Genomic DNA, 24,283 nt, shown 5'->3' on the forward strand with positions numbered 1-24,283 from the left:
AGGCGAGAGCAATCCCGTGAAGAACTTCAATCTCTCCGAATGGGCGCTGGAGCACCGCTCCTTCGTCTGGTTCCTGATGCTGATCTCGGTGGTGGCCGGGTTCCTGGCCTATGAGCGCCTCGGGCGCGAGGAGGACCCGCCCTTCGCGATCAAGACCATGATCGTGCAGGCGCGCTGGCCCGGCGCCACCATCGGCGACACCCTCGATCAGGTCACCGAGCGGATCGAGAAGGAGGTGCAGCAGATCGATGCCGTCGATTTCAGCCGCAGCTACACCACGCCCGGTCAGGCCACCGTCTTCGTGCAGCTGCGCGAGACGACGCCGCCCAAGACCATCCCGGCGATCTTCTACCAGGTCCGCAAGCGCATCGGCGACATCCAGAACACCTTCCCGCAGGGGATCCAGGGTCCGTTCTTCAACGACGAGTTCGGCGACGTCTTCGGCAACGTCTACGCCTTCACGGCCGACGGCGTGACGCCGCGGCAGCTGCGCGACTACGTCGAGCGCGTCCGCGCCGAGGTGAAGAAGGTGCCGAGCGCGGGCAAGATGCAGCTCCTCGGCGCTCAGGACGAGGTCATCTACCTCGACTTCTCCACCCGCAAGCTCGCCGGCCTCGGCCTCGACACCAACTCGGTCATCCGCACCCTGCAGTCGCAGAACGCCATCGCGCCCTCCGGAGTGATCCAGGCGGGGCCGGAGCGGGTCTCCGTCCGGGTCGGCGGCCAGTTCGTCAACGAGGAGAGCCTGCGCGCCGTGAACCTGCGGGTGAACGACCGCTTCTTCCGCCTCTCCGACGTCGCCGAGATCTCACGCGGCTTCACCGACCCGCCGACCGACCTGTTCCGCTTCAACGGCCAGCCGGCCATCGGCCTCGCCATCGCGATGCAGCCCTCGGGCAACCTGCTCACCTTCGGCCACGACCTGAAGGAGCGCATGCGCAAGCTCGAGGGCGAACTGCCGGTGGGCGTCGGCATCCACCTCGTCTCGGACCAGCCCAAGATCGTCGAGGAGGCGGTGGGCGGCTTCACCAAGGCGCTGGTGGAGGCCGTGGTGATCGTGCTGGCGGTGAGCTTCATCAGCCTGGGCTGGCGCGCCGGCCTCGTGGTCTCGCTCTCGATCCCGCTCGTGCTCGCCATCGTGTTCGTGGTCATGCAGATCATGGGAGTGACGCTCCAGCGCATCTCGCTCGGCGCCCTCATCATCGCGCTGGGCCTCCTCGTCGACGACGCCATGATCACGGTGGAGATGATGGTCGCGCGCCTGGAGGTGGGCGACAGCCTCAAGAAGGCGGCGACCTTCGCCTACACCTCCACCGCCTTCCCGATGCTCACCGGCACCCTGGTGACCGTGGCGGGCTTCCTGCCCATCGGCTTCAACGGCTCGTCGGCGGGCGAGTACACCTACTCGCTCTTCGTCGTCATCGCGGCCTCGCTCCTCGTCTCCTGGGTGGTGGCGGTGCTGTTCGCCCCCCTCATCGGCGTGAAGCTCCTGCCGAAACAGATGAAGCACAAGGATCACGACGCCCCGAGCCGGTCGATGCGGATCTTCACCGGCATGCTGCTGGGCGCCATGCGCTGGCGCTGGACCACCGTGATCGTCTGCGTCGGCATGCTCGGCGCCTCGGTCGTCGGCATGGGCTTCGTGCAGCAGCAGTTCTTCCCGGCCTCCGACCGGCCCGAGCTCCTCGTCGACATGACGCTGCCGCAGAACGCCAGCATCGCCGAGACGAAGGGCCAGATGGACCGCTTCGAGGCGACCCTGGTGGGCGACCCCGAGATCGTGCGCTGGTCGTCCTACGTGGGCCAGGGCGCGGTGCGCTTCTACCTGCCCCTCGACCAGCAGCTCGGCAACGCCTTCTTCGGCCAGATCGTCATCGAGACGAAGTCGATCGAGGCCCGCGAGCGCACGAAGCTGAAGCTCGACAAGCTCGCCCGCGAGAAGTTCGTCGGCACCGACTTCCTCATCCACTCCCTCGATCTCGGACCGCCGGTCGGGCGCCCGGTGCAGTACCGCCTCAGCGGCCCCGACCTGCAGACCCTGCGGACCCATGCGCTCACCCTCGGCAACATCGTCGGCGCCAACCCGCATCTCGACGTGCCGACCTTCGACTGGAACGAGCCCGGCAAGGTGCTCAAGGTCGACATCATCCAGGACAAGGCGCGCCAGCTCGGCGTGACCTCGGAGGACATCGCCGGGCTCCTCAACGGCATCGTCGGCGGCCGGTCGATCACCCAGGTCCGGGACTCGATCTACCTCGTCAACGTGGTCGCCCGCGCGCAGGCGGTGGAGCGCAACTCCCTCGACACCCTCCAGAGCCTGCAGGTGCCGCTGGCCAACGGCAGCGTGGTGCCGCTGCTGGCCTTCGCGACCATCGGTTACGAGCTGGAGCAGCCCATCGTCTGGCGCCGCGACCGCCTGCCCACCATCACGGTGCGTGCCTCGATCTCGGACGACACCCAGCCCGCCACGGTGGTGAGCCAACTCGACGAGACGATCACCGCGTTCCGCAAGAGCCTGCCGGACGGCTACGTCCTGGCGGTGGGCGGCGCCGTGGAGGAGAGCGCCAAGGGCCAGGGGCCGATCGCGGCCGTGGCGCCGGTGATGCTGCTCACCATGGCGATGTTCCTGATGATCCAGCTCCAGAGCTTCCAGAAGCTCTTCCTGGTGGCGAGCGTCGCGCCGCTGGGGCTGATCGGCGTGGCGATCGCGCTACTCACCTTCAACAAGCCGATGGGCTTCGTGGCGATCCTCGGCGTGCTGGCCCTGATCGGCATCATCGTGCGCAACTCGGTGATCCTGGTGACCCAGATCGACGAGTACGAGCGCGACGGCCTCCCCCCCTGGGACGCGGTAGTGGACGCCACCTGCCACCGCATGCGCCCGATCCTGCTCACGGCCGCCGCGGCCAGCCTCGGCCTGATCCCCATCGCCCGCGAGGTGTTCTGGGGACCGATGGCCTACGCCATGATCGGCGGCATCCTGGCTGCCACTTTCCTGACGCTGTTCTTCCTGCCCGCCCTCTATGTCGGCTGGTACCGGATCAAGGCGCCGCCGAAGGGCACCCCGCGCAAGGTCCACGGCGCGGACGGGCAGGTCCACGGCGCCGAGGCGCCGGCGCCCGCTGGGTGATCCGCGAGCCCCGGGGCGTCGCGTCAGCGCGGCGCCGTCCCGGCCCGGTCCACCGTGGCGCCGGGGCGTGAATCCGTCGTCGCGAAGTAGGGCTTGATGTCGAGGAGCGGGGTGCCGTCGCGGCAATCGAGGCCGCGCACCCGCAGGCTCGCCCCGTCCCGCTCGAGGAGCTCGACCACCGACAGGGCGATGGGGTTCGGGCGCACCGGCGAGCGCAGGGAGAAGGTGCCCCGGCCGCCCTCCGCGTGGCGGGGGCGCTGGATCGCGAGGTCCCGGGCGGCCTCGTCCATCCAGTAGAGCACGATGAGGTGGCTCGCGCCCTCGACGTTCTGGAGCGCCCGGGAGAAGGGCGCGTCGACGCTGAGCGTGCAGATCGCGTCGGTCTTCAGGCCGTTCTTCGGGCATTCGCCGCGGGTCGCCCAGGGGGTGCGGATGCGGCCGATGAAGTACAGCCCGGCATCGAAGGTCTCGGGCAGCGGGATCGCCGCCTCGCCGGGGCGATGTCCGGTCTCGTCGTGCATGGGCGGCCTCTCTCCTCCGGCGCGGGCCGAGGCGCCGGGCCTCCCGTTTCGGGCAAGCCGCGTGCGGGAGCAAGCCGGCCCGCGCGGGTCAGGCGGCGACCGGAGACCGTCGGCGCGCCCGGCCCGTATGCTGCTCGAACCCGGCGATCGGCCCGGGCCGGCCGATGAAGTAGCCCTGCGCGGCATGGCACTTCTCGGCAACCAGGAAGGCGAGCTCCTCGGCCGTCTCGACGCCTTCGGCGATGACCGGCAGGCCGAGGCCCGCCCCGAGTCCGAGCACCGAGCGCACGATGGCGGCCGCCTGCGGGTTCGAGTCGACCGCCGCGATGAAGGAGCCGTCGATCTTGATGGTGTCGAACGGGAACATCCGCAGGTTCGAGAGCGACGAGTAGCCGGTTCCGAAATCGTCCATGGCGATGCGCAGACCCAGGGCCTTCAGCTGGCGCAGGTTGGTCCGCGCCCGGTCGGGATCGCGGATCAGGGCGGTCTCGGTGATCTCGAGTTCGAGGCGCGCGGGGTCGAGGCCGGTCTCGGCCAGGATCGCCTGGACCGCGGGCGCGAAGCCCGCATCGTGGACCTGCACGCCCGAGACGTTCACCGCGACGCTCAGCGGGGCCTCCCAGCGGGCGGCCTCGCGGCAGGCCTCCCGCAGCACCCAGGCGCCGATCTCCCGGATCAGCCCGCTCTCCTCGGCGATGGGGATGAACACCGCCGGCGAGACGAAGCCGCGGGCGGGCTGGTGCCAGCGCAGGAGGACTTCGAAGCCGAGCACCGCCCCGGTGCGGGTCTCGATCTGCGGCTGGTAGACGAGGCGCAGCTGGTCCTCCGCCAGGGCGCGGCGCAGCTGCTTCTCGAGGAGGCGGCGCTCGCGCACGTCCTGGCCGACCGAGGCCTCGAAGAAGCGGTAGCTTCCCCGTCCCTCCGCCTTGGCGAGGAGAAGGGCGGTGTCGGCCGCGTTGAGGAGATCGTTGCGGTCGCGGGCGTCGTCGGGAAACACCGCGATTCCGATCGTGGCCGCCGGGACCGGCTCGCCCTGGGCCGCGCTCTCGGCCGCCGCCTGGAGGGTGGCCCGGATCTCCTCAGCGAGGCGCCCCGCTGCCACCGCGTGGGAGCAGGGCGTCAGCACCGCGAACTCGTCGCCGCCGATGCGCGCGACCATCTGCGTCGCGTCGAGGAGGCCGCCGAGGAGCCGGGCGACCCGCACCAGCGACCCGTCGCCGATGGCGTTGCCGAACAGGTCGTTGATCTCCTTGAACCCGTCGAGGTTGATGTGGAGCAGGGCGAGGCGGCCTCCGGAGGCGGCGGCGCGCCGGAGGCCCTGGTCCAGGCCCGAATGGAAGTGCTGCCGGTTGGGCAGGCCGGTGAGCGGGTCGTGCCCGACGAGGAACTGGATCTGGCGCTCGGCCCGGCGACGCGTGGTCAGGTCGCGCACCGCGAGGGCGACGTGTGGCGTGCGTCCATAGGCGACGGGCCGCATGATCAGCTCCACCGGCAGGCCGGCCCCGTCGAGCCGGTACAGGGTGCCCTCGACCGCCTCGTCGCGTCCCGCCTCCAGGCTCCGCAGCGTCCCGGCATCCGGGATGAAGCGCGACAGGGGCACGCCGTCGAGGCTTCGCGCCTCCGTGCCCGTCAGGGCGGCGAAGCTGTCGTTCGCGCTGACGATGACGCCGTCCTGGCAGATCACGAGGCCTTCCACGGCGGCATTGGCGAGGCTGAGGAGGCGTCCGCGATAGACCGCACGCTGGCGCTCGCGCAGATCGAGCACCAGGGCGGTACAGGCCATGGCGAGGATGGTGAGGCTCGCGAGCCCGACCGGCAGGGCGAGCCAGAGCGGCGGCACCGTCTCCTCGGGAACCAGTACGCGCGGGTCCGGCACCATCGTCAGGGCGGTCATGCCGAGGACATGGTGGGCCCAGATCGCACCGGCGAGGAGGGCCGCGCCGACGATGCGGCCGGGCGCCCGCCGGCTGGTCAGCCCAACCCCGAGGGCGGCCATGGCGAGCCCGATGCCGGCGACGATGGAGAGCGCGACCAGGCCGGGATGCCAGTCCATGCGGCCGGCGACCTGGTAGGCCGCCATGCCGGTGTAGTGCATCGCCGCGATGCCGAGCCCGACGATGGCGCCGCCCGCCAGCGGGGCGCCGCGGGCGCCCCAGAACACCGCGGTCGCGAGGCCGGCCCCGCTCACCAGGATGGCGAGCACCAGCGACAGCACGGTCAGGCCGACCGCGTAGGCCGCGACGAGGCCGGGATCGAAGGCCAGCATGCTGAGGAAATGCGTGGCCCAGATGCCCGAGCCGCCGGCGACCGCCGCGACCGCGACCCATCCGCCGCGCCAGCCGACCCGAGTCTGCCGCGCGTGATGCAGGAGCGCGATCGTAGACGTCGCGGCCAGGATGCAAATGATCGCGGCAAGCGCCATCAGCCACGGGTCATTCTCGGCAATGAAACAACCCATGACGGTGAGCATCGACGCTGTGTTTCCCCTGTCGTCGTCGCTTATGCCAGTCCGTGGACCCAGTCTTCGTTTTCGTGGGACGGAATGGATGCCTCGCATATGTTAAGGGAATCATAGGCGCAGTGGAATGGCTGGATCGGAACCGAGGGACAATTCCGACAGGGAATTCGGGAGGGCCGGCGCCGCGCGACTCCCCGGACGCCCCCGATCGCACGGGTTCGCCTCTCCGGTTCCCGAGGTGTAAGACGCTGGGGACAGAGGACTTGGCCAGGAGGCACCGTGATCCGCGACGAGTTGCGACCGATGGAGTCCGTCTCCGACCCCGAGACCGCCGTGGACCGCCTGGCGGCCCTGCATGCGGGGGCGATCGAGGCGCTGCGTTCGGCCCTCGCGCGCTACCTCGACGGCGGGCCGCCGCCGGACGCGACGGAGCGGCTGCAGTTCCGCTATCCGGAGCTGCGCGTCACCTACCAGCCCGCCGGGCCGATGCCGCAGGTCTCGCGGGCCACGGCCAAGCTCCAGGCGCCGGGGGCCTACGCCACCACCGTGACCCAGCCCGCGCATTTCCGCGGCTACCTGCTGGAGCAGCTGCGCCCCCTGGTGCGGGACTACGCCGTCACCCTCGAGGTCGGCCTCAGCGCCCAGGAGATCCCCTATCCCTACGTCATCGAGCCGGGCGCCGATCTCGGACGCAGCGGCGTCACCCCGCGGGACCTCGCCACCTACTTCCCCGTGCCGCTGCTCTCGGTGGTGGGCGACGAGATCGCGGACGGGCTCTGGCACGACGTGCCCGACGCGCCGCGCCCGCTCGCCCTCTTCGACGGGATCCGCACCGACTACTCGCTGCGCCGCCTCGTGCACTACACGGGCAGCGACTGGGGCGACGTGCAGCCCTGGATCCTGCTGACGAACTACCATCGCTACGTCGACGGCTTCATCCGCCACGGCCTCGAGCGCCTGAAGCGCGGCGACGAAGGCTTCGAGCGGATGATCCTTCCGGGCGGCGTCACCGTCTCGCGGGCGGATGCCGCCACCGTCGATCCGGCGGCGCTGATCGCCGCCTCGCCCTGGCACAAGTACCAGATGCCGGCCTACCACCTCGTGGCGCGCGGACCCGACGGCAGCCAGCAGGGCACCACCCTGGTGAACATCGGCGTCGGTCCCTCCAACGCGAAGACGATCACCGACCACCTCGCGGTCCTGCGCCCGCATTGCTGGCTGATGGTCGGCCATTGCGGCGGCCTGCGCCAGTCGCAGACCATCGGCGACTACGTCCTCGCCCACGGCTACCTGCGCCGCGACCGCATCCTCGACGAGTTGGTGCCCCCCGACGTGCCGGTGCCGGCGCTGGCCGAGGTGCAGCTCGCCCTCCAGGCGGCGGCCGCCCACGTCACCGGCGAGAAGAGCGAGGCCCTCAAGCGCCGGCTCCGGACGGGCACGGTCGTCACCTACGACGACCGCAACTGGGAGCTCCGCTTCAGCCAGGAGCGGCGGCGCATCAACCTCTCCCGCGCCATCGGCGTCGACATGGAGAGCGGCACCATCGCGGCCCAGGGCTACCGCCTGCGGGTGCCCTACGGCACCCTGCTCTGCGTCTCCGACAAGCCGCTCCACGGTGAGATCAAGCTGCCGGGCGCGGCCAACGCGTTCTACGAGCGCGCGGTGGCCGAGCACCTGCTCATCGGGCTCGCCGCCCTCGACAACCTGCGCGCCGAACGCCACGGCCTGCATTCGCGCAAGCTGCGCAGCTTCGACGAGCCGCCGTTCCGGTAGCGGCCCGCCGTCACGCCGGCTCGGCCAGGGCTTCCCGGGTCTCGGTGGTCTCGAATTCCGGAAAGATCGCCCGCACGGTGGTGCCCTCGTCGGGCACGCTCTCGATGATCAGGCGGCCCCGGTGCCGGTTGACGATGTGCTTGACGATGGCGAGGCCGAGGCCGGTCCCGCCCTGGTCGCGGCTCGAGGCGACGTCGACCCGGTAGAACCGCTCGGTCAGGCGCGGGATGTGCTCGGCCGCGATGCCCGGCCCGTAGTCGCGCACGGCGAGTTCGACGCCCGCCCGCCCGCTCGCGGCATCGGTCTGGCGGCGAAGCGCGACCTCCACGCGCCCCCCGCTGCCGCCGTACTTCACCGCGTTCTCGATCAGGTTCTCGACCACGCGCAGCAGCTCGTCGCGCTCGCCGAGGACGGGAAAGGCGCCCTCGGCCGCGACGCTCAGGGCGACCCCGCGGTCGCGGGCCAGCGGCCCCTGCGTGTCCACCATCTGCCGCGCGATCCGGGTCAGGTCGACGGGCCGCGTCGGCGGGACGTGCTCGCGCAGCTCGATCCGCGACAGGGACAGGAGGTCGTCCACGAGGCGCGCCATCCGCTGCGCCTGGGTCTTCATGATGCCGAGGAAGCGCTCGCGCGCCGGCGGATCGTTGCGGGCCGGGCCCTGCAGCGTCTCGATGAAGCCGAGGAGCGAAGCCAGCGGCGTGCGCAGCTCGTGGCTGGCATTGGCAACGAAATCGACCCGCATCGCCTCCAGGCGCCGCGCCGAGGTGAGGTCGCGCAGGAACAGGACGACGTTGGGCTGCCCGCCCACGACCCCGTCCGGCATCGGCAGGGCGCCGATCTGCACCTCGAAGGCGCGCTCGGTGGGCACGCGCGTGGTGTAGAGGGTCTTGAGCGCGGCGCCGGTGCGCAGCACTTCCTCGATCCCGTCGAGGACGTCCGGTGCGCGCAGGGCGAAGGAGAGCGGGTGGCGCAGCTTCAGGGCCGGCAGCAGGGCGCGGGCCGCGGGGTTCACCTCGATCACCACCGCGCGGCGATCGACCAGGATGACGGGGTCGGGAATGTGGGCGAGCAAGGCCTCCGCCACCGAGTGGCGGCTGGTCCCGGGGCTCTCGGGCGTGCGCACGATGCGGGTGCGGCCGAGGCTGCCGATGAGGCCGCCGAGGCAGAGGACGACGAGGGAGGCCGCGATCATCGGGCCGTCGAGGGTGCCCCGGCCGGCGGCGAACACGCCGAGGCCCAGGGTCGCGACGGCGGCGGCGGTCCAGGATGATCGGCGCGCGCCCCGTGCCATGCGAACCCTCCCGGCTCTACGGCGCGCCCGAGGTCCTGGCGCCCCGGCTGCGCTTGACGACCTCGTACACGGTCAACATGACCAGTGCGATGACAAAGGGCACGAGGTAGTAGCAGACCCGGAACAGCAGCAGCGATCCGAGCACCTGGTCGCGGGGCAGGCTCGACAGCGCGAGCAGGATCGTCGCCTCGAACACCCCGATGCCGCCCGGCGCGTTCGAGGCGATGCCCAGCATGGCCGCCAGGACGTAGATCGCCACGAAGGTGGTGAAGCCGATGGAGATGCCCGCCGGCAGGAGCACGTAGAGCGTGGCCGCCGCCGCGCAGACGTCGCCGATGCCCACCACCATCTGGCTCAGGGAGACCGAGGCGCCGGGCAGTTCGAGCCGCCAGCTCTTCACCCGCACGTGGCGGCGCTTCAGCGAGACCCAGAGCAGGTAGGCCACGACGGCGAGGAGCGCCCCGAAGCCGACGCCCTGGTTCAAGGCGATGCTGGTGAAGGTGAGGGCGGCGAGCTGGCCCGCCTCGACGATGAGGCTGAGGCCGAGGACCACGCCCATCCCAAGCCAGAAGGTGAAGCCGGCGATCACCGTCAGGGCAGCGATCTTGGCCGGTCCCAGGCCCTTGCCGGAGTAGATCCAGTAGCGGATCGTCCCGGCCGTCAGGAGGGGGAAACCGAGGGTGAAGCTGACGGCGTAGCTGGTGAACGAGGCCAGGGCCGTCGTTCGATAGGGCACCTTCAGCTTCAGCTGCCGGAGCGCCAGGGCGTCGTAGCAGGTGAGGAAGAGGTAGCTCAGCCCCACGAACAGGAAGGCGAAGGTGAGCTGTTCGGCCGAGGCGCCGGTGAAGGCGGCGTGCATCTCGGCCCAGGTGACGGTCTGGACCAGCTTCCACAGGACGAAGAGCGAGCCGGCCAGGATGGCGAGGCTGGCGATGGTGCCGAGCCAGGCGTAGCGTCCGCGCAGGCCGGATTTCGGCGGTGCCGCCTCCGCCGCGTCGATCGGAGACGCCTCGGGCGCGAGCGCCTCGGCCGTCTCGATCTGCTTCTGCTGTCTCGCAAAGTTCATCGTGTCGGCGTCCGCCTCCGCTGGGCTCCCCGCGCACGGCCGCATCGGCGGCATGGGTCAACCCGAGCTTGTGCCGGACCACGGCCCGTCGCCCGCATTTAGGAGCATCGGCCGGCAATTGCCAGCGAGAGAGGCGCAATGCCCACCGGCGATGCAAGCCTGCGCCTCGCCCAGGCCCGCCCGGATGCGCTCGGCGACGCTCGGCGCGGTGCAGACATAGGTCGGGCTCGGATGCGGCACCGCGATCACCGTGAGGTCCGGCCGCAGGGTCTCCAGCGCATTCCGCGCCAGGCCGGCGACCCGCCCGGACAGCACGACGACCCGGAGCCGCGGCAGGCAGGCGAGGAGCGGTGCCAGGCAGGGCAAAGCCTGCGTCACCTCGGACCGGCGCGGGGCGCGGTTCAAGGCGCCGGGCGCGTGGATCACCCACGGGATCGTGTTCCAGATCAGGCTGTCGCGGCGGGCGATCCCGGCCTCGGCGAGGAAGCGGAACAGGTTGGCGGCGGTCCCCGTGGGGTTGTCGCGCGAGACGAAGCCGGTGCCGCGGATGCTCGGCCCCGGTGTCTCCAAGAGGAGCAGCAGGCGGGCCTCGATGCCGCCGTCGAGGGGATCGGGATCGGGAACCTCGGCGCCGCTGGCCTGCGCGATCTGCCGGGCGAGGGCGCGGATCGGAGCGATGTGGGGATCGTCCAGCAGGGCCTTGCGCGCGACGAGGACGCCCGGGTCGCGCAGGCTCTTCGGTTCGGCGGGCGGCGCCTCAGCCGGCATCGGCGAAGCGGCGGCCCAGGCTGTCCGGCAGGCTGCCCTGCCGGCGGAAGCGCTCGACGCCGCCCTCCTGCGCCAGGCGCCGGGCGAGGCCCTCCGGGCCGCCGAACTGGAATCCGAGCTGCGTCGCGTAGGCGGCGCAGGCCGCGGCCTTGGCCGCGCGCCCCTCGGGGCCGCAGCGGATCTCCGCCTCCGGCAGGTCGGCGAAGCGCGCGCGCAGGGGCTCCTTCGGGCTCTGGTCGCGCACGGTGTAGGGAAAGTCGCGCCACCACAGGATCGGCGCCGTGGGTCCGGCCGCATCGAGGGCGCGCACCACCTGGACGTGGTCGACATGGCCGCCGATGGCCTGGGGCGCCAGGATCAGGTCGGGCGCCGTCTCGGACAGGAGCGCCCGGAACGCGCCGGTGAGGTCGGGCACGATCCCGTCATCGGCCCGGACATCGCGAAAGAGCTCGGCTGCCGAGGCGTAGCCGCGATGGGGCGCCTCGCGGAAGGGCAGGTGGCGCGGGGGCGCCAGCCCGAGGGCCCCGATCGCCGCCGCATCCTCGGCCCGGCGCAGATCCATGTAGTCGACCTCGGGTCCCAGCCCCTTGTCGGTCTGGCAGGCGAGGGCGAAGCCGGTCGGGTTCGCCACCGAGCCGGCGAACACCGTGGCGGTCGCCACGTCCCAGCCCGCCGCGCCGAGGGCGTGGAGGAGGCCGCCGCAGGAAAAGGCGGCGTCGTCGAGATGGGGCGACAGGGCGAGCGCGGTCGGCATCGGCTCAGAGCAGATGCGGTTCGGCGCGGAAGCGGCAGGACGGATCGTGCGGCAGCACCGTCGGGAAGTCGGTGGCGGGCCGCACCGGGGCCACGGCGGCGTAGACGTCCATGATCTGCCGGCCGACCGCGCGCCAGGAATAGACCCGGCGGCACTCGGCCAGGCCGTCCGCGGCGAGGCGCCGCCGCAGGGGCACGTCCTCGATCACCCGGGCGAGGGCGTCGGCCAGGGCCGGCACGTCGCCCGGCTGGACCAGGAGGCCGTTCTCGCCGTCACGCAGGCAGTCGGAGACGCCGACCGAGTGGGTCGAGACCACGGCGAGGCCGGCCGCCATCGCCTCCAGGATGGTGTTGGAGAACCCTTCCGCGTAGGTCGGCGACACGAAGACGTCCGCCGCCCGGTAGAGGTCCGGCACGGTGTCGTAGTCGGCGTAGCCGGTGAAGCGGATCTCGGCCTCCGCGAAGTTCAGTTCCGCCGCGCGGGCCTTCGACGAATCCACGTCCGGCCCGATGCCGGAGATGATGGCCGCGAACGGGATGGCGCGGGCGCGCAGCAGCGCGAGGGCGTCGATGAAGTCGAGCACGCCTTTCCGGCGGTCGACCCGGCCGTGGTAGAACAGCCGCACCGGGCCGGGATGGTCGCCGGGCCCGGGGGTGAAGCGGGCGGTGTCGACGGCGCCCGGCACGATGGTGAAGCGCGCCGGGTCCGAGCCGAGCCGGTCGCAGACCTCCTCGACGAAGGAGGCGCCGCCGATCAGCAGGGCGTTGGCATGGGCCAGCACCTCGCACATGGCGACTCGGTGCGTCTCGCAGCACGAGCCGACCCAGTGGCCGTCGCCGCCCTGGATCGAGACCACGTTCGGCACGCCGATCCGGCGCGAGGCCAGCAGCGTCGCCCAGCCCGTGGGATAGCCGTACTGCGCGTGCAGGAGGTCGAAGGGCTTCCGGGCGTGCTCGGCCTCGATCGTCGCCACCATCGTGTCGATGTCGCGCTCGAAATCGCCGCTCTCCTGCTCGCCGAGCTGCTCCAGGCCGATGACGGTGACGCCCGGCACGGCGGGCGGCGGGCCGCCGCCGTAGACGCGGGTGCCGAAGGCGTCGCCGCGGTACTGGGAGATCATCGTCACGTCGTGGCCGGCCTCGACGAGCTCGCGCAGGAGGTTCTGCGCATAGACGCTCATGCCGGAGATCGCCGGGAAGTAGCGGCGCGAGACGAAGCAGATCCTCACGCGGAGGCTCCCGGGTTCGGATTGCGGCAGTCGCGCAGGTATCTCAGCGAGGCCGGCACCATCAGGTCGGCCCGGTGGCTCTCGCGCGAGAGCTCGACGCAGACCAGCCGGTCGAACCGGATCGCGTCGAGGGCGGCGAGCACGCCCGGCACGTCCATGTCGCCCTCGCCGAAGGGCAGGTGGATGTGGACGCCCCGCGCCATGTCCTCGATGGCCACGGTGCCGATGCGGTCGGCGAATTCGGCGACCGCATCGGCCGGGTCGCGCTCGCCGGTGACGAGGCAGTGGCCGGTGTCGAGGGCGAGCTTCAGGCCGGGCATGTCGAGGGCGGCGTAGTCGTCCAGGGTCTCGATCAGCATGCCGGGCTCGGGCTCCAGGCAGGCGACCACCTTCTGCTCGGCGGCGTAGGCGACGATTTCGGTCAGCCCCTCGCGCAGCCAGCCCCGGGCCTCCCCGGCATCGATGCCGGGCTTCGGCACGCCGGCCCAGAACGAGACCGCCTCGGAATGCAGGATCGCCGCGATGTCGATCGCCCGCTTGAGGAAGCCGATCCGGCGGACCCGGCCGGAGGCGTCGCCGCTCACCAGGGTCGGCTCGTGCTTGGCCTTGGGGTCGAGGAGGAAGCGCGCGCCGGTCTCGATCACCGAGCCGAGGCCCAGGCGCTGCAGCCGGCTCGACACCCGCTGCGCCTCCTGCAGCCAGTTCTCGGCGAAGGGGTCGAGGTGGTGGATGTCGAGGGTCAGCGCCACGCCCTGGTAGCCGGCCTCCGCGATGAGGTCGATCGCGTCGTCGAGGCGGTGGTTGGCGGTGCCGTTGGTGTTGTAGGCGAAGCGCAGGCTCATGCGGCGCGTCCCTGCTGCGCCAGACGGAACGGCGCGTGGTGCGATTCCGGCTCGCGGTAGAGCGGGTAGTGCGAGCCGACGATCCGGTCGGCGAGCGCGGTGTCGAACAGCGGCTGCCCGCCGAAGCGCTCGATCGCCTCGGGGGTGAGGCGCACGGGCTTCAGGGTGTCGGTCGCTTCGCCGAATCGGATCAGGGGGTGATCGCGCTCGATGAGCTTGCGCGCATTGCGCTCGCCGATGCGGTGATAGCTCATGGTCTCGACCTCGAGCCCCGGCACGATCGCCTTGACCACGCCGACGCGGCCGCCGGGCGGCGAGCAATCGACGTAGAGGACGTCGAAGCCGGCCTGCTCCAGGCGCTCGCGGGCGATCCGGCCGCGGGCATGGCCGTCCGCCGCCGCCGTGGTCGGCAGGTCGGTGAACCGCTTGGTGGAGCGCTCGGAATAGACCGTGTCGCGCAAGGTGGCGGCGATGCCCTCCGGCGGCTGCACGATCCATTCGAGCATCGCCTTCAGGGCGCGGCTCTCCTCGAGATCGAGGCTCGGCAGCGCCTTGTCGATGAAGGCCTTGACGTAGCCCGGGGGCGTGACCCGCTCGGCGAAGGCCAGCGGGCCATGGCCGAAGGCCTTGCGCACGCGGGCGGCCTGGAATTCGAGGAGCGCCTTGCGCAGCGCCCGCTCGCGGTCCGGGTCGCAGGCCTCGCCGCAGGCCGAGAGCGCGATCGGCACCGGCGTGTCGGCGAGATTGCGGTCGTAGCCGACGACGTAGAGGTTGGTCAGGCCGAACTGGTCGGTGGCGAATTTCGGCAGGGCCTTGATCCCGAGGGAGTCCAGCCGGTCGAGCATGCCGCGCGTCTCGGGGCCGAGCCCCTCCGAGAGGTCGAGCGTCACCCCCTGGTCGAGGGCGCGGAACAGCAGGCCGTTGCCGTCCCGCTGCAGGAGTTCGAGCAGGCCGTGGCCCAGGGCGAAGTCCACGTCCGGCCCGGCGCCGAGACCGTTGGTGATGAGGTTGGTGAAGGGCTTGTAGCCCTCCGACAGCTCGAAATAGTCGGTGGCGGCGATGTCGAGCGGCATGAGCACCGTCTCGCCGGTGCGGGCGCGGATGGCCGGCGTCCATTCGAGGGTGGTGGCGCGGTCCACCGGGCTGCCGGCCGGCAGGCAGAGCGTCAGCGGATCGGCGACCGCGCCGGCGCCGTAGACCCGCACGAGGTCGTCGTAGCTGGCGCGCTCCTTCCTGCGCGGCATCACCGCGAGGGACGGCATCAGGTTCTCGGCGATCTCCGCCACCGCGCCGATGATGGCCTCGTCGTCCGTGGCGCCGTAGCCGATCCCGCTCGGCATGGCGCCGACGAAGAACGGGTCGTCGAGGAACAGGGACACGAACCAGACCGGGATGCCGGTGCGGTCGAGGGGCGCCAGGGGGAAGCCGACGATGCGGCCCTCCGGCAGGATGTCGAGATAGGCGCGCACCGGCTCGGGTAGGGCGGCCGGCAGGCCCTCGATCCGGCGGGGGGCGCCGTGGGTGTAGGCGCGCGGCGCCTTGATCCGGCTGTGGCGGGCGCGGTCGTCCTGGTCCTGCTCGTTCACGGTCGTGGTGTTCCGTTCCTCAGGGCAACGCGGCGTAGGCGCGGGCCAGCAAGCGCATGGTGTGAAGGTCGCGCGTCGCGCTGTAGGCGTCGCGCTCCGCCGGCCGGCGCAGCGCCGAGCCGAAGGCCTTCACCTGTTCGAGGAAGGGCGAGGCCTCCCCGTCGAAGGGCAGAGTGTCCGATATGCCGGTTGACCCGTCGGTGAACGACAGGGTGCCGCCGGCCACCTGGCCCATCGTGTCGACCGCCGTGAGCAGGCCCTTCGTGCCGGTCACTTCGAGGCGCCGCCGCGGCAGGGCGTCCGGGCAATTGTAGGCGACGTGCAGGTTGGCGAGGATGCCGGAGGGCGTGCGGCCGATCAGGAGGGCGCCGTCGTCGACGGCGTAGTCCTGCGCCCGGGTCTGGGTCAGGGCGGCGAGATCGTGGATCGATTCGTCGAGGAGGAAGTCGACGAGGTCGAGGCCGTGCGGCGCGAGATCCATCAGGGCGCCGCCGCCGGCCTTGGCCGGATCGATCCGCCAGTTGTCCTGGCCGCTGAACGAGGTCCAGGTGCGCGGCAGCCAGCAGGCATAGACGATGCGGATCGCCGTGACGGTGCCGAGCCCGCCCGCGCGGATGAAGGCCCGCATGGCCCGGTGGGCCGGATGATGGCGCTGGTCGAAGGCGGTGCCGTAGAAGGTGTCGCCGCGCGCCAGGGCCGCCACCATCGCCTCGGCATCGTCGAGGGAGGCCGCCATCGGCTTCTCGCACAGGATCGCCTTGCCGGAGCCGGCCAGCGCCTCGATCGCCTCCCGGTGCAGGTGGTTCGGCGTGGCGACGTAGACCGCCTCGACCTCCGGGTCGTTCACGAGGTCGGCGAGCCGCGCATAGGCCCGGGCGCCCTCGGCCTGCGCCGCCGCGCGCGAGGCCTCGCCCGGATCGGCGACGGCGACCAGCCGGTGCCCCGCCGCGCGGATGCCCGGCGCCATGTAGTCGCGTGCGACCCAGCCGTAGCCGACGATGCCCCAGGCGACGGGCGCCCGATCCGGCGGGGCCATCACCAGCGCTCCGGCAGGTCGACATAGGTCCGGTCGCGGACCCGGTCGGCCTCGGGCGCGTCGAGGTCGCCCTTCCAGTCCAGGGTGCCCGGCCCGGTGAAGGTGGGCGGATAGGTGGCCCGCCCCGCATATTCCGCCTCGTATCGCTCGGACGGCCAGCGGATCGCGTGCCGGTCATTCCCCTCGGCGACGTAGAGCGGGTTGAGACGGAGCATCCGGCCGGGGCGCGGCACGGTGATGCCGTCGATCACGGGGCGGGGGGCCGGGCGCATGCCGGGACCCGCCACCACCGAGAAGGCCTCGCAGCGCGTCAGATCCAGGGGCTTGCGGGGGGAGGGCGCGCGCCGGTCCAGCATCGCCCTGGTCAGGTCGTCGTCGTCGTAGACGAGGCCGTCGGGGAAGAGCTCGTCGATCTCGGCCGCCGAGACGGCACGCCCCGCCGAGAAGCCCGGGCAGTCGCTGTTGTGGATGTGGCTGAGGGCGAGCCAGCCGTCGTCGCCGGCGTTCTGGCGCAGGTTTTCCAGCACCTCGGCCTTGCGGTCGAGGAAGTAGAAGGCGTCGTTGCAGACGACGAGGTCGATCGGCGCGTCCGGGATCGGCCAATGGGGCGAGTTGGCGTCGAAGCAGACGAGCTGCGCCGATTTGCCGACCACCCAGTGCCGGGCGACCCAGAGCTTGGCGAAGACGACGTCCACGCCCGCCACCTTGACGCCGCGCATCTGGAATTCGCGCAGGTAGTGGCCGATGCCGCAGGCGAACTCGAAGACGCAGATCGGGTCGTTCCAGTGCGCCTCGAGGAGGGTGAGGCCGGCCAGGAACGTCGGATCGGTCCAGCGATGCAGGAAGTAGTCGCCGACCCGGCCCCAGCCGAGAAGCCGGACCGCGTCGCGCAGCGTGCGCCTGTCCCGCTCGCGCACGAGTTCGTGCAGCGCGAGGGGGTCGGCCGGCGGGCCGGTCCACCAATCGTCCTGGTCGGCGAGGAGCCCTTCGAGGGCGAGATCCGCCTGGCCGGAATCCAGCAGCTTGAGCGTCTGCGCGACGAGGTCGGCGCGGTTGGTCCGCAGGTAGGGAATGCCGTCGATCACCGGCCAGCGCGCACCGCTCTGGGCCTCGCGGAGCGAGTGCGCGGTGTCGGCCTTGAGGGGCTCGCCGGTCTCCGGCGAGCGAAGATCGAAGGGGATCATGACGGGGCGCCCGCGCGGTCGCGAGGTGAGTTCACGGGATCTGCATGTCCTTGAGCACGCGGTCGTGGAAGCCCTTCACCGGGCCCGCATGCACGAGCTCCATCTCGTCGAGGACGGTGCCCATGGTCAGGGTCGCGGCCCGCAGGTGCTGGGCGATCTGGAGCACGCGGTCGATGCAGTCGGCGGCATGGAAGGCCCGGCCCTCCGCCGTGGCGTCGTCGGGCAGGACGGCGCGTGCCCGCTCCACCGTCTCGCGCAGGGCCGGATCGAGCTCGTCGAGGGCCCATTGCGTGGTGCGCGCCATGATCGGCAGGAGGTGGTCGCCGAGCAGCATCTCGCCTGTGAAGCCGGCATCCGGCATGGCCGCGTTGTGGAAGTGGTGCGCCATGGCGGCGAGGAAGACCAGGGTCGGATCGGCCCGGTAGAACGGGCTGAGCACGACGCCGTAGACCGCCACCATCAGGCAATGCTCGGCGTGGTTCTCCGGCGGCTCCAGCAGGATCCGGGGCTTGCCGGGGCAGGTGACGCCCGCGCGGGGCTGATGCGCCAGGGCGGCCACGAAGCCGGGCAGGGGACCGTGCACGAACGTCGCCGGCCGGCGCAGGGCCGCCCGCAACCGGTCCCGCAGACTGGGCTCGACGCTGTCGGTGACGGCATCGAAGCCCGAGACCAGGATGTCGACCGTCGTCCGCTCGTCGAGCCCGGCGGCGGCTAGGAACGCGGCGTCGAGATCGCAGAGGCGGGCGGCGGCGAGCGCCTTGGCGGTGATGTCGAGGGCGACGGCCTCGGGCGCGGCACCCCCGGTGAGGGCACCCCAGCCCTGCGCGAACAGGCGCTCGGCGATGGAGCCGGTCCGCCCGGCGGAGTGCACGCGCTTGAGGTCGTTGACCTCGACGAGGAGGGCGCGAAGCGCCAGCGGGGCCGCGGGACCGGCGCCCTCCGTCCGCGACGACATCAGTGCGTGCCGCCGAGCCAATCGAGCAGCATGGTCTGCTGCTTGCCGAAATCGTGCTCGGGGCCGTGGCCGTTCTTCACCATCGGGGCCTTGAAGAAGCTCGAGAGCTGCTCCTGGGGGCCGCCGTCGCCGCGCTTCTTGGCCAGATCGAGGACGCGGGCGATCTCGATGACGAGGGGGGCGGCCAGGATCGAGTCCTTGCAGAGGAAGTTGACCTTGATCTGCATCCGCTGACCCAGGAACCCGGTGACGTCGATGTTGTCCCAGGCTTCCTTGTCGTCACCGCGCGGCCGGTAATAGTGGATGTGCACGAGATGGTCCTCGACCGGGTAGCCGAGGATCGAGTCGAGCACCGTGCCCTTGGTGTTCAGCTTGGACTGAAGCGAGTCCTTGTCGTTCAGGGCGAGTCCGTCGCGGTTGCCGAGGATGTTGGTCGAGAACCAGCCATCCACGTGCAGGGCGCGGGCCTTGAGCGCCGGGGCCAGCACCGTCTTCATCATGGTCTGGCCGGTCTTGCCGTCCTTGCCCGCCACGGGGACGTTCATCTCCTTGGCGAGTTCCAGCAGGGCCGGCACGTCGGCGGCCACGCTCGGGGTGAAGTTCGCGTAGGGCACGCCGCTCTTGATCGCCGCATAGGCGTAGAGCATCGCCGGGCTGATCGACTCGTCGCTGCTGTCCAGCCCCTTCTCGAAGGCGGCCGTCGAGTTCAGGGTCGGGTCGGAGAGGTTGGGCCAGCGCTCGGTGGAGGCGAGGTTGATCACCACGACTTCGTCGAGGTTGCTCTCGGCCTTGAAGCGCCGGAGGTCGTTGGCGATGACCGAGACCGCCTCGCGGTGGTCCTTGGCGACGATGCGGTTGGCACCCTCGATGTTCTTGCAGAACTTGGCGCTGCCGACGGCCGGCCAGGGCTTGATGCCCTTCAGGACCTGGGCGCCGTTCTCGATGTCCTGGGCGGTGAGGACGCCGTGACCGGTGGCGGCGGAGCCGAGGTCATCGTCGTTCAGGTCCCATCCGCCGAACACGAGGTCCTTGTAATCGGCCATGCCCGGGACGGAGACGCCCGCGAGGGGCAGGCCATCGAGGCGGTTCGAGCCGGATTTGATCATCTCGATGCCTGCGATGGCGGTGGTGGCGACAGCGCCTCCCATGCCAACGAACGCAACGCCGACTCGGCGACCGGTCTGCATGCTCATTGGAAAACGGCTTCCTTCTTCAGGCGAACGGGTGCCTGTCCCAACCTGGGGGCCGTTCCGCTCAGCCCTCACTAACTGGGCTTCCGGGGTTGCGTTCCAACCCTGGCCAGAACGCCTTTTTGACGCGGTGCGCCTGAACGGCGTCCGAACGAAGCGTTAAAATTTCGTAAATACAATGGCTTAACCCATCGTTAAGCCTGCCATCGTTGAATCACGGAGCTGTCCCATTCTGGTCACAGCGACCGGCGAGACGTCCCCTCGCTGAACGACAACGAAGCCGCGCCCGACGAAGGCAGCGGCACGAACAAGGACCAATGATGGGGGTTTTCCCGGAGCCGGCGCTCTGCGCCGACGACGTGAGCCGTCTCGTGCCCAACGAGACCTTCGACGTAGACCAGACCGTGGCGTGGCTGCCACGGACCGAGCGCCGGACGCGCCGGACCTTCGCCACCCTTCGCCGCCGCACCCTCGCGACCCTCGTGACGGGCGCGCTCCTGGGCGGCGCCCTGCCGCAGAACGCCCTGGCGCCCGCCGCGGCGGCCCATGACCGGATCGACGAGCGCGCCCTGACGGCGCAGGCGCTCGTCCGGGATCAGTCCGCGCCTATCCCCGAGGTCCCTAACGCGTCCGACTGGGCCGGGGTTCCGGTGGTCGAGCAGGAGCCCGCGACCCTGTCGCTCATCGAGAGCGACCTCGCCTCCCTCGCCCCGAGCCGCGACGCCTCCGGCGCCGAGCGCCTGCGCTTCGGCGACATGGCCGTCCCGCGCGAGATCGTCGACACCATTCTTCGCGCCGCCACCGAGACGGGCGTCGACCCGGTCTACATGATGGCGCTGGCCGACAAGGAGTCGAGCTTCTCCACCACGGTGAAGGCGTCCACCTCCTCCGCCGAGGGCCTGTTCCAGTTCCTGTCGGGCACCTGGCTCGAACTCATCCGCACCTACGGCGCCCGTCACGGCCTCGCCGAGGAAGCCGGAGCGGTGAAGGGGCGCGGCAGCGCCATCACGATCGCCGACGAGGCGATGCGCACCCGCGTGCTCCGCCTGCGCCAGGACCCCTACGTGGCCGCCCTGATGGCGGGCGAGCTCATCAACCGCGACAAGGGCCGGATCGAGCAGCGCATCGGCCGGGACCTCTCCACCGCCGAGCTCTACTTCGCGCATTTCCTCGGCACCGCCAGCGCCGGCCGCTTCCTCGAGCTCACCGCCGAGAAGCCGGGCCAGGTCGCCAAGCAGGTCTTCAAGGCCGCGGCCAAGGCGAACCGCGGCCTGTTCACCGAGAAGGCCGGCAAGGGCCGCCGCAGCCTCACCGTCGCCGAGGTCCGCGAGAAGATCGGCGGGATGATCGACCGCCGCCTCGACAGGTACGAGGGCGTCGCCGCCCTCGCGGCGCCGGAGCTGAAGTCGGAGGTCACCCTCACGGAGATCGGGACCGACGCGGCCCCCGTCCCGGCGCAGGCCGGGCGCGTCCAGGTCACCGAGGCGACCACCCCGGCCGAGTGACTCAGTGCCCGGCCGGCGCGCCGCCGCCGAGCTTGACCTTGCTGAGGATCATCGCGAGCGGCACCGCCGCCCCCGAGACGAGGCAGAGCGACCAGAACACGTCGATGTAGCCCCAGTACGCCACCTGGGTCTGGAGCTGCTGGCCGATCCAGGCCATGGCCTGGTTCTGCGCCTCGACGCCGGACGCCCCATGGGCCTGGAAGTACTGCGTCGCCGCCCGCAGGGTCTCCTGGTAGTTCGGGTTGGCGCTGGAGATGCTCTCGCCGAGCCGGCTCTGGTGGAATTGCTGCCGGTAGGCCAGCACGTTCTGGGCGAGGCACACGCCCATCGAGCCGCCGACGTTGCGGGCGACGTTGATCAGCGCCGAGGCCTGGTCGGTCTGCGACTTGTCGATGCCCTCGTAGGAGGCCGCGGTGATGGAGATGAAGATCATCGGCAGGCCGATGCCGATGTAGATGCGCGACCAGGCGAAGAACCAGAAGCTGGTGTCGCCGTAGAGCCGGGTGAGGTCGTACATCGCCGCGGAGACGATCGCGGCGCCGAGAGCGATCAGGTATTTCGGCTGGACCTTGCCCGAGATGCGGCCGATCACCAGCATCATGAAGACGGTGACGAGGCCCCCCGGCGCCAGGACGAGGCCCGCCAGCGTGGCGGTGTAGCCGTAATATTCCTGCACCAGCTGCGGCACGAACTGCGTCGTGGCGATCAGGATCGCGCCGGTGGCCATCATCACGAGGAAGCACGCCCCGAACTGGCGGCTGCCCAGGAGCCGGAGATCCACCACCGGGTTCTTCCGGGTCAGCTCCCAGGGGATCATCGCCACGAAGGCGACGACGCAGATCACCGCGAACACGATGATGAAGGTCGAGCCGAACCAGTCCTTGCGCTGGCCCTCGTCGAGGACGACCTCGAGCGACCCGAGGAAGGTGGCGACGAGGAGGAAGCCGATCAGGTCGAAGCGCACGCCCTCGCGGCGCAGGCGCCGGCGCTCCGCCACCGCTCCCGGCGGATCCTCCAGCAGCACGTGCATCAGTCCGAGCGCGAGCAGGCCGATCGGGCCGTTGATGAGGAAGCACCAGTGCCAGGAGACGTTGTCGGAGAGCCAGCCGCCGAGGGTCGGCCCGATCACGGGCGCCACCACCACGGCGAGGCCGTAGAGGGCGAAGGCCTGGCCCCGCTTCGCCGGCGGAAACGAATCGGCCAGGATCGACTGGGCCAGCGGCGCCATGCCGCCACCGCCCAGGCCCTGGAGGACCCGGAAGACCAGGAGCGATTCGAGGTTCCAGGCGAAGCCGCACAGCACCGAGGCCACGGTGAAGAGCGCGATGCTCCACATGAAGAAGGCCTTGCGACCGAATCGCTTGGCGAGGAAGCTCGAGGCCGTGAGCACGATGGCGTTGGCGACGAGGTAACTCGTCACCACCCAGGCGGCCTCGTCGGGGCCGACCGCGAGGCCGCCTGAGATGTAGCGCAGGGCCACGTTGGCGATGGTGGTGTCGAGCACCTCCATGAAGGTCGCCAGCGAGACGACGAGGGCGATGGCCCAGGGATTGTGCCCGCCCGGCGCCTTCGCGGAGGCGCCCTGCGCGTCCCCCGCCCCCGCCGCAGAGGCGCTCACCGGACGTGGACCCGGGGCACGATCGACATGCCGGGTCCGATGGCGACGTCGGTCGGCCACTGGTCGACGACGATCTTCACCGGGATGCGCTGGACCACCTTCACGTAGTTGCCGGTGGCGTTCTGGGCCGGGAGCAGGCTGAAGGCGGTGCCGGAGCCGGGCTGCACGGAATCCACGTGCCCGGTGATCTTGCGCTCCGGGTAGGCGTCGATCTCGATGTCGGCGTGCTGGCCCGGCCGCATGTCGGTGATCTGCGTCTCCTTGTAGTTCGCGATCACCCAGATGTCGTCGGGCACGAAGGTCGACAGCGTCTGCCCGGCCTGGGCGAACTGACCCTTGGCGCCCGAGAGCTGCACGACCCGGCCCGGCTGGGCCGCCGTCACGGTGGTGTAGCCGAGGTTGAGCTCGGCCTGCGCCACCTGCGCCTTGCCGGTGGCGAGGCTGGCCTCGGCGCCCGCCTTCTGGGCGGCCAGGGCGCCGACCTGGGTGCGCGCCGCGACGAGCGTCGCCTTCGCGCGGTCGTAGGCGGCCTGCTGCTGGTCGAGGGTCGAGGACGAGGATTGCGAGCGCTGGATCGTGCCGGCGCCCTTCTCGGCGAGGTCCCGGTAGCGGGCCGCGTCCTCGCGGGCGAATTTCAGGGACGCCTCGGCCTGCGTCACCTCCGCCTCGGAGGCGGCCACCTGAGCCTTCTGGCCCTCGATCTGCGCCTCGAAGTTGCGGATCGAGGCTTCGGCCGAGGCGACCTGCGCCCGGGCCTGCGCCAGGGCCACCTCGTAGTCGCGCCGGTCGATCTGGAACAGGACGGCCCCGGTCTCGACATGCTGGTTGTCGGTGACCGGCACGTTGACGATGTAGCCGGCGACCTTCGGCGCGATGGAGAATTGCCGCGCATCGACGAAGGCGTCGTCGGTGGATTCGAAGGGGTGCAGGCGGGTCAGCCAGTAGACGTAGGCGCCGGCCGCCACGGCCACCACCGCGACCGCGATACCGAGCGCCCAGAACGGATGCCGGCGCAGGACGTTCGGCTTCTTCTCCGACGGGCCGTCCGAACCCCGATCGTCCGAGGACGTTCCGTCGCCGGAAGACCCGGCCTCCGCGCCGGTCCCGCCGCCGCCGGAGCGTCCGGGTGCGCCCTGTCCGTCGTCCCGCGTCCGGGCCTCTCCGGGCGCCTCGCCCGCGGCGGGGACCTTCTCCTTCGGGTCGAGGGGCCGCGCCGCATCGTCGCGTGCGGTCCGGAGACCCACGGTCTGCTGATCCTGAAGCATCGACTGATCGTCCGCACGCATCCAGGGGCCGCGCGATCGAAGACCGCACCGCCCGAAACTCCCGCCTCGGCGACAACAAGAAGTAGCGCGGGCGATTGTTCCCGGTGCGGATC

At 71.2% G+C, this 24,283-nt stretch carries 18 protein-coding genes; 3 read left to right on the top strand and 15 right to left on the bottom strand.

The features are described 5' to 3' along the window. Positions 1–16 precede the first annotated feature (16 nt). A complete protein-coding gene (locus AC0IWM_RS05240) occupies positions 17–3,130 on the top strand; it encodes an efflux RND transporter permease subunit (RefSeq protein ID WP_471753380.1) in 3,114 nt (1,037 codons plus the stop codon). 23 nt (positions 3,131–3,153) lie between these two features. Here AC0IWM_RS05240 and tsaA read toward each other — a convergent pair whose 3' ends face one another. Then, positions 3,154–3,651 carry a tRNA (N6-threonylcarbamoyladenosine(37)-N6)-methyltransferase TrmO gene (gene tsaA, locus AC0IWM_RS05245; RefSeq protein ID WP_471753381.1) on the bottom strand — a complete coding sequence of 166 codons (498 nt, stop codon included), beginning with the start codon at positions 3,649–3,651 and terminating at the stop codon, positions 3,154–3,156. An 88-nt stretch (positions 3,652–3,739) separates the two neighbouring features. Beyond that, positions 3,740–6,073 carry a bifunctional diguanylate cyclase/phosphodiesterase gene (locus AC0IWM_RS05250; RefSeq protein WP_471753382.1) on the bottom strand — a complete coding sequence of 778 codons (2,334 nt, stop codon included), beginning with the start codon at positions 6,071–6,073 and terminating at the stop codon, positions 3,740–3,742. A gap of 315 nt (positions 6,074–6,388) precedes the next feature. Between AC0IWM_RS05250 and AC0IWM_RS05255 the strand changes: the two genes are divergently transcribed. Next, positions 6,389–7,882 carry an AMP nucleosidase gene (locus AC0IWM_RS05255; RefSeq protein WP_471753383.1) on the top strand — a complete coding sequence of 498 codons (1,494 nt, stop codon included), beginning with the start codon at positions 6,389–6,391 and terminating at the stop codon, positions 7,880–7,882. A 10-nt stretch (positions 7,883–7,892) separates the two neighbouring features. Here AC0IWM_RS05255 and AC0IWM_RS05260 read toward each other — a convergent pair whose 3' ends face one another. Genes AC0IWM_RS05260 through AC0IWM_RS05310 form a run of 11 tightly spaced genes read right to left on the bottom strand, consistent with a single transcriptional unit; the run spans position 7,893 to position 19,785 of the window. After that, positions 7,893–9,173 carry an ATP-binding protein gene (locus AC0IWM_RS05260; RefSeq protein WP_471753384.1) on the bottom strand — a complete coding sequence of 427 codons (1,281 nt, stop codon included), beginning with the start codon at positions 9,171–9,173 and terminating at the stop codon, positions 7,893–7,895. Between the two features lie 16 nt (positions 9,174–9,189). Then, on the bottom strand, positions 9,190–10,239 hold the full coding sequence (locus AC0IWM_RS05265) for a lysylphosphatidylglycerol synthase domain-containing protein (RefSeq protein ID WP_471753385.1): 1,050 nt from the start codon (positions 10,237–10,239) through the stop codon (positions 9,190–9,192). 57 nt (positions 10,240–10,296) lie between these two features. Further along, positions 10,297–11,007 carry a uracil-DNA glycosylase gene (locus AC0IWM_RS05270; RefSeq protein WP_471753386.1) on the bottom strand — a complete coding sequence of 237 codons (711 nt, stop codon included), beginning with the start codon at positions 11,005–11,007 and terminating at the stop codon, positions 10,297–10,299. Further along, a complete protein-coding gene (locus AC0IWM_RS05275; protein ID WP_471753387.1) occupies positions 10,997–11,761 on the bottom strand; it encodes a PIG-L family deacetylase in 765 nt (254 codons plus the stop codon). The genes AC0IWM_RS05270 and AC0IWM_RS05275 overlap by 11 nt, the downstream gene beginning before the upstream one ends. Positions 11,762–11,765: 4 nt before the next feature. After that, positions 11,766–12,989 (bottom strand): glycosyltransferase family 4 protein, encoded by a 1,224-nt coding sequence (locus AC0IWM_RS05280; RefSeq protein ID WP_471753388.1) that lies wholly within the window; start codon positions 12,987–12,989, stop codon positions 11,766–11,768. Continuing rightward, positions 12,986–13,831, bottom strand: coding sequence for a sugar phosphate isomerase/epimerase family protein (locus AC0IWM_RS05285; protein ID WP_471753389.1), 846 nt, complete (start codon positions 13,829–13,831; stop codon positions 12,986–12,988). The genes AC0IWM_RS05280 and AC0IWM_RS05285 overlap by 4 nt, the downstream gene beginning before the upstream one ends. After that, positions 13,828–15,417 carry a YcaO-like family protein gene (locus AC0IWM_RS05290; protein WP_471753390.1) on the bottom strand — a complete coding sequence of 530 codons (1,590 nt, stop codon included), beginning with the start codon at positions 15,415–15,417 and terminating at the stop codon, positions 13,828–13,830. The genes AC0IWM_RS05285 and AC0IWM_RS05290 overlap by 4 nt, the downstream gene beginning before the upstream one ends. Before the next feature lie 19 nt (positions 15,418–15,436). Further along, a complete protein-coding gene (locus AC0IWM_RS05295) occupies positions 15,437–16,453 on the bottom strand; it encodes a Gfo/Idh/MocA family protein (RefSeq protein ID WP_471753391.1) in 1,017 nt (338 codons plus the stop codon). Next, positions 16,453–17,637 carry a class I SAM-dependent methyltransferase gene (locus tag AC0IWM_RS05300; RefSeq protein ID WP_471753392.1) on the bottom strand — a complete coding sequence of 395 codons (1,185 nt, stop codon included), beginning with the start codon at positions 17,635–17,637 and terminating at the stop codon, positions 16,453–16,455. Before AC0IWM_RS05300 ends, AC0IWM_RS05295 begins: the two co-directional genes overlap by 1 nt. A gap of 31 nt (positions 17,638–17,668) precedes the next feature. Beyond that, a complete protein-coding gene (locus AC0IWM_RS05305; protein WP_471753393.1) occupies positions 17,669–18,592 on the bottom strand; it encodes a hypothetical protein in 924 nt (307 codons plus the stop codon). Then, positions 18,592–19,785: an inositol-3-phosphate synthase gene (locus AC0IWM_RS05310; RefSeq protein ID WP_447676757.1), complete on the bottom strand. Its 1,194-nt coding sequence runs from the start codon at positions 19,783–19,785 to the stop codon at positions 18,592–18,594. The genes AC0IWM_RS05305 and AC0IWM_RS05310 overlap by 1 nt, the downstream gene beginning before the upstream one ends. Before the next feature lie 314 nt (positions 19,786–20,099). Here AC0IWM_RS05310 and AC0IWM_RS05315 point away from each other — a divergent pair, with 314 nt between their 5' ends. Then, positions 20,100–21,287 carry a transglycosylase SLT domain-containing protein gene (locus tag AC0IWM_RS05315; protein ID WP_471753394.1) on the top strand — a complete coding sequence of 396 codons (1,188 nt, stop codon included), beginning with the start codon at positions 20,100–20,102 and terminating at the stop codon, positions 21,285–21,287. A 1-nt stretch (position 21,288) separates the two neighbouring features. Here AC0IWM_RS05315 and AC0IWM_RS05320 read toward each other — a convergent pair whose 3' ends face one another. After that, positions 21,289–22,905 (bottom strand): DHA2 family efflux MFS transporter permease subunit, encoded by a 1,617-nt coding sequence (locus tag AC0IWM_RS05320; protein WP_471753395.1) that lies wholly within the window; start codon positions 22,903–22,905, stop codon positions 21,289–21,291. Then, positions 22,902–24,170 (bottom strand): HlyD family secretion protein, encoded by a 1,269-nt coding sequence (locus tag AC0IWM_RS05325; protein ID WP_471753396.1) that lies wholly within the window; start codon positions 24,168–24,170, stop codon positions 22,902–22,904. Before AC0IWM_RS05325 ends, AC0IWM_RS05320 begins: the two co-directional genes overlap by 4 nt. Between the last annotated feature and the right edge of the window lie 113 nt (positions 24,171–24,283).

Source organism: Methylobacterium sp. AC433 (assembly GCF_979253015.1).

Excerpts from the sequence above, each read along its gene's own strand:
- AC0IWM_RS05310 (WP_447676757.1), bottom strand. The coding sequence starts at position 19,785 with ATGAGCATGCAGACCGGTCGCCGAGTCGGCGTTGCGTTCGTTGGCATG.
- AC0IWM_RS05325 (WP_471753396.1), bottom strand. The coding sequence starts at position 24,170 with ATGCTTCAGGATCAGCAGACCGTGGGTCTCCGGACCGCACGCGACGAT.
- tsaA (WP_471753381.1), bottom strand. The coding sequence starts at position 3,651 with ATGCACGACGAGACCGGACATCGCCCCGGCGAGGCGGCGATCCCGCTG.
- AC0IWM_RS05250 (WP_471753382.1), bottom strand. The coding sequence starts at position 6,073 with ATGGCGCTTGCCGCGATCATTTGCATCCTGGCCGCGACGTCTACGATC.
- AC0IWM_RS05270 (WP_471753386.1), bottom strand. The coding sequence starts at position 11,007 with ATGCCGGCTGAGGCGCCGCCCGCCGAACCGAAGAGCCTGCGCGACCCG.
- AC0IWM_RS05275 (WP_471753387.1), bottom strand. The coding sequence starts at position 11,761 with ATGCCGACCGCGCTCGCCCTGTCGCCCCATCTCGACGACGCCGCCTTT.
- AC0IWM_RS05315 (WP_471753394.1), top strand. The coding sequence starts at position 20,100 with ATGATGGGGGTTTTCCCGGAGCCGGCGCTCTGCGCCGACGACGTGAGC.
- AC0IWM_RS05265 (WP_471753385.1), bottom strand. The coding sequence starts at position 10,239 with ATGAACTTTGCGAGACAGCAGAAGCAGATCGAGACGGCCGAGGCGCTC.
- AC0IWM_RS05260 (WP_471753384.1), bottom strand. The coding sequence starts at position 9,173 with ATGGCACGGGGCGCGCGCCGATCATCCTGGACCGCCGCCGCCGTCGCG.
- AC0IWM_RS05305 (WP_471753393.1), bottom strand. The coding sequence starts at position 18,592 with ATGTCGTCGCGGACGGAGGGCGCCGGTCCCGCGGCCCCGCTGGCGCTT.
- AC0IWM_RS05295 (WP_471753391.1), bottom strand. The coding sequence starts at position 16,453 with ATGGCCCCGCCGGATCGGGCGCCCGTCGCCTGGGGCATCGTCGGCTAC.
- AC0IWM_RS05285 (WP_471753389.1), bottom strand. The coding sequence starts at position 13,831 with ATGAGCCTGCGCTTCGCCTACAACACCAACGGCACCGCCAACCACCGC.
- AC0IWM_RS05300 (WP_471753392.1), bottom strand. The coding sequence starts at position 17,637 with ATGATCCCCTTCGATCTTCGCTCGCCGGAGACCGGCGAGCCCCTCAAG.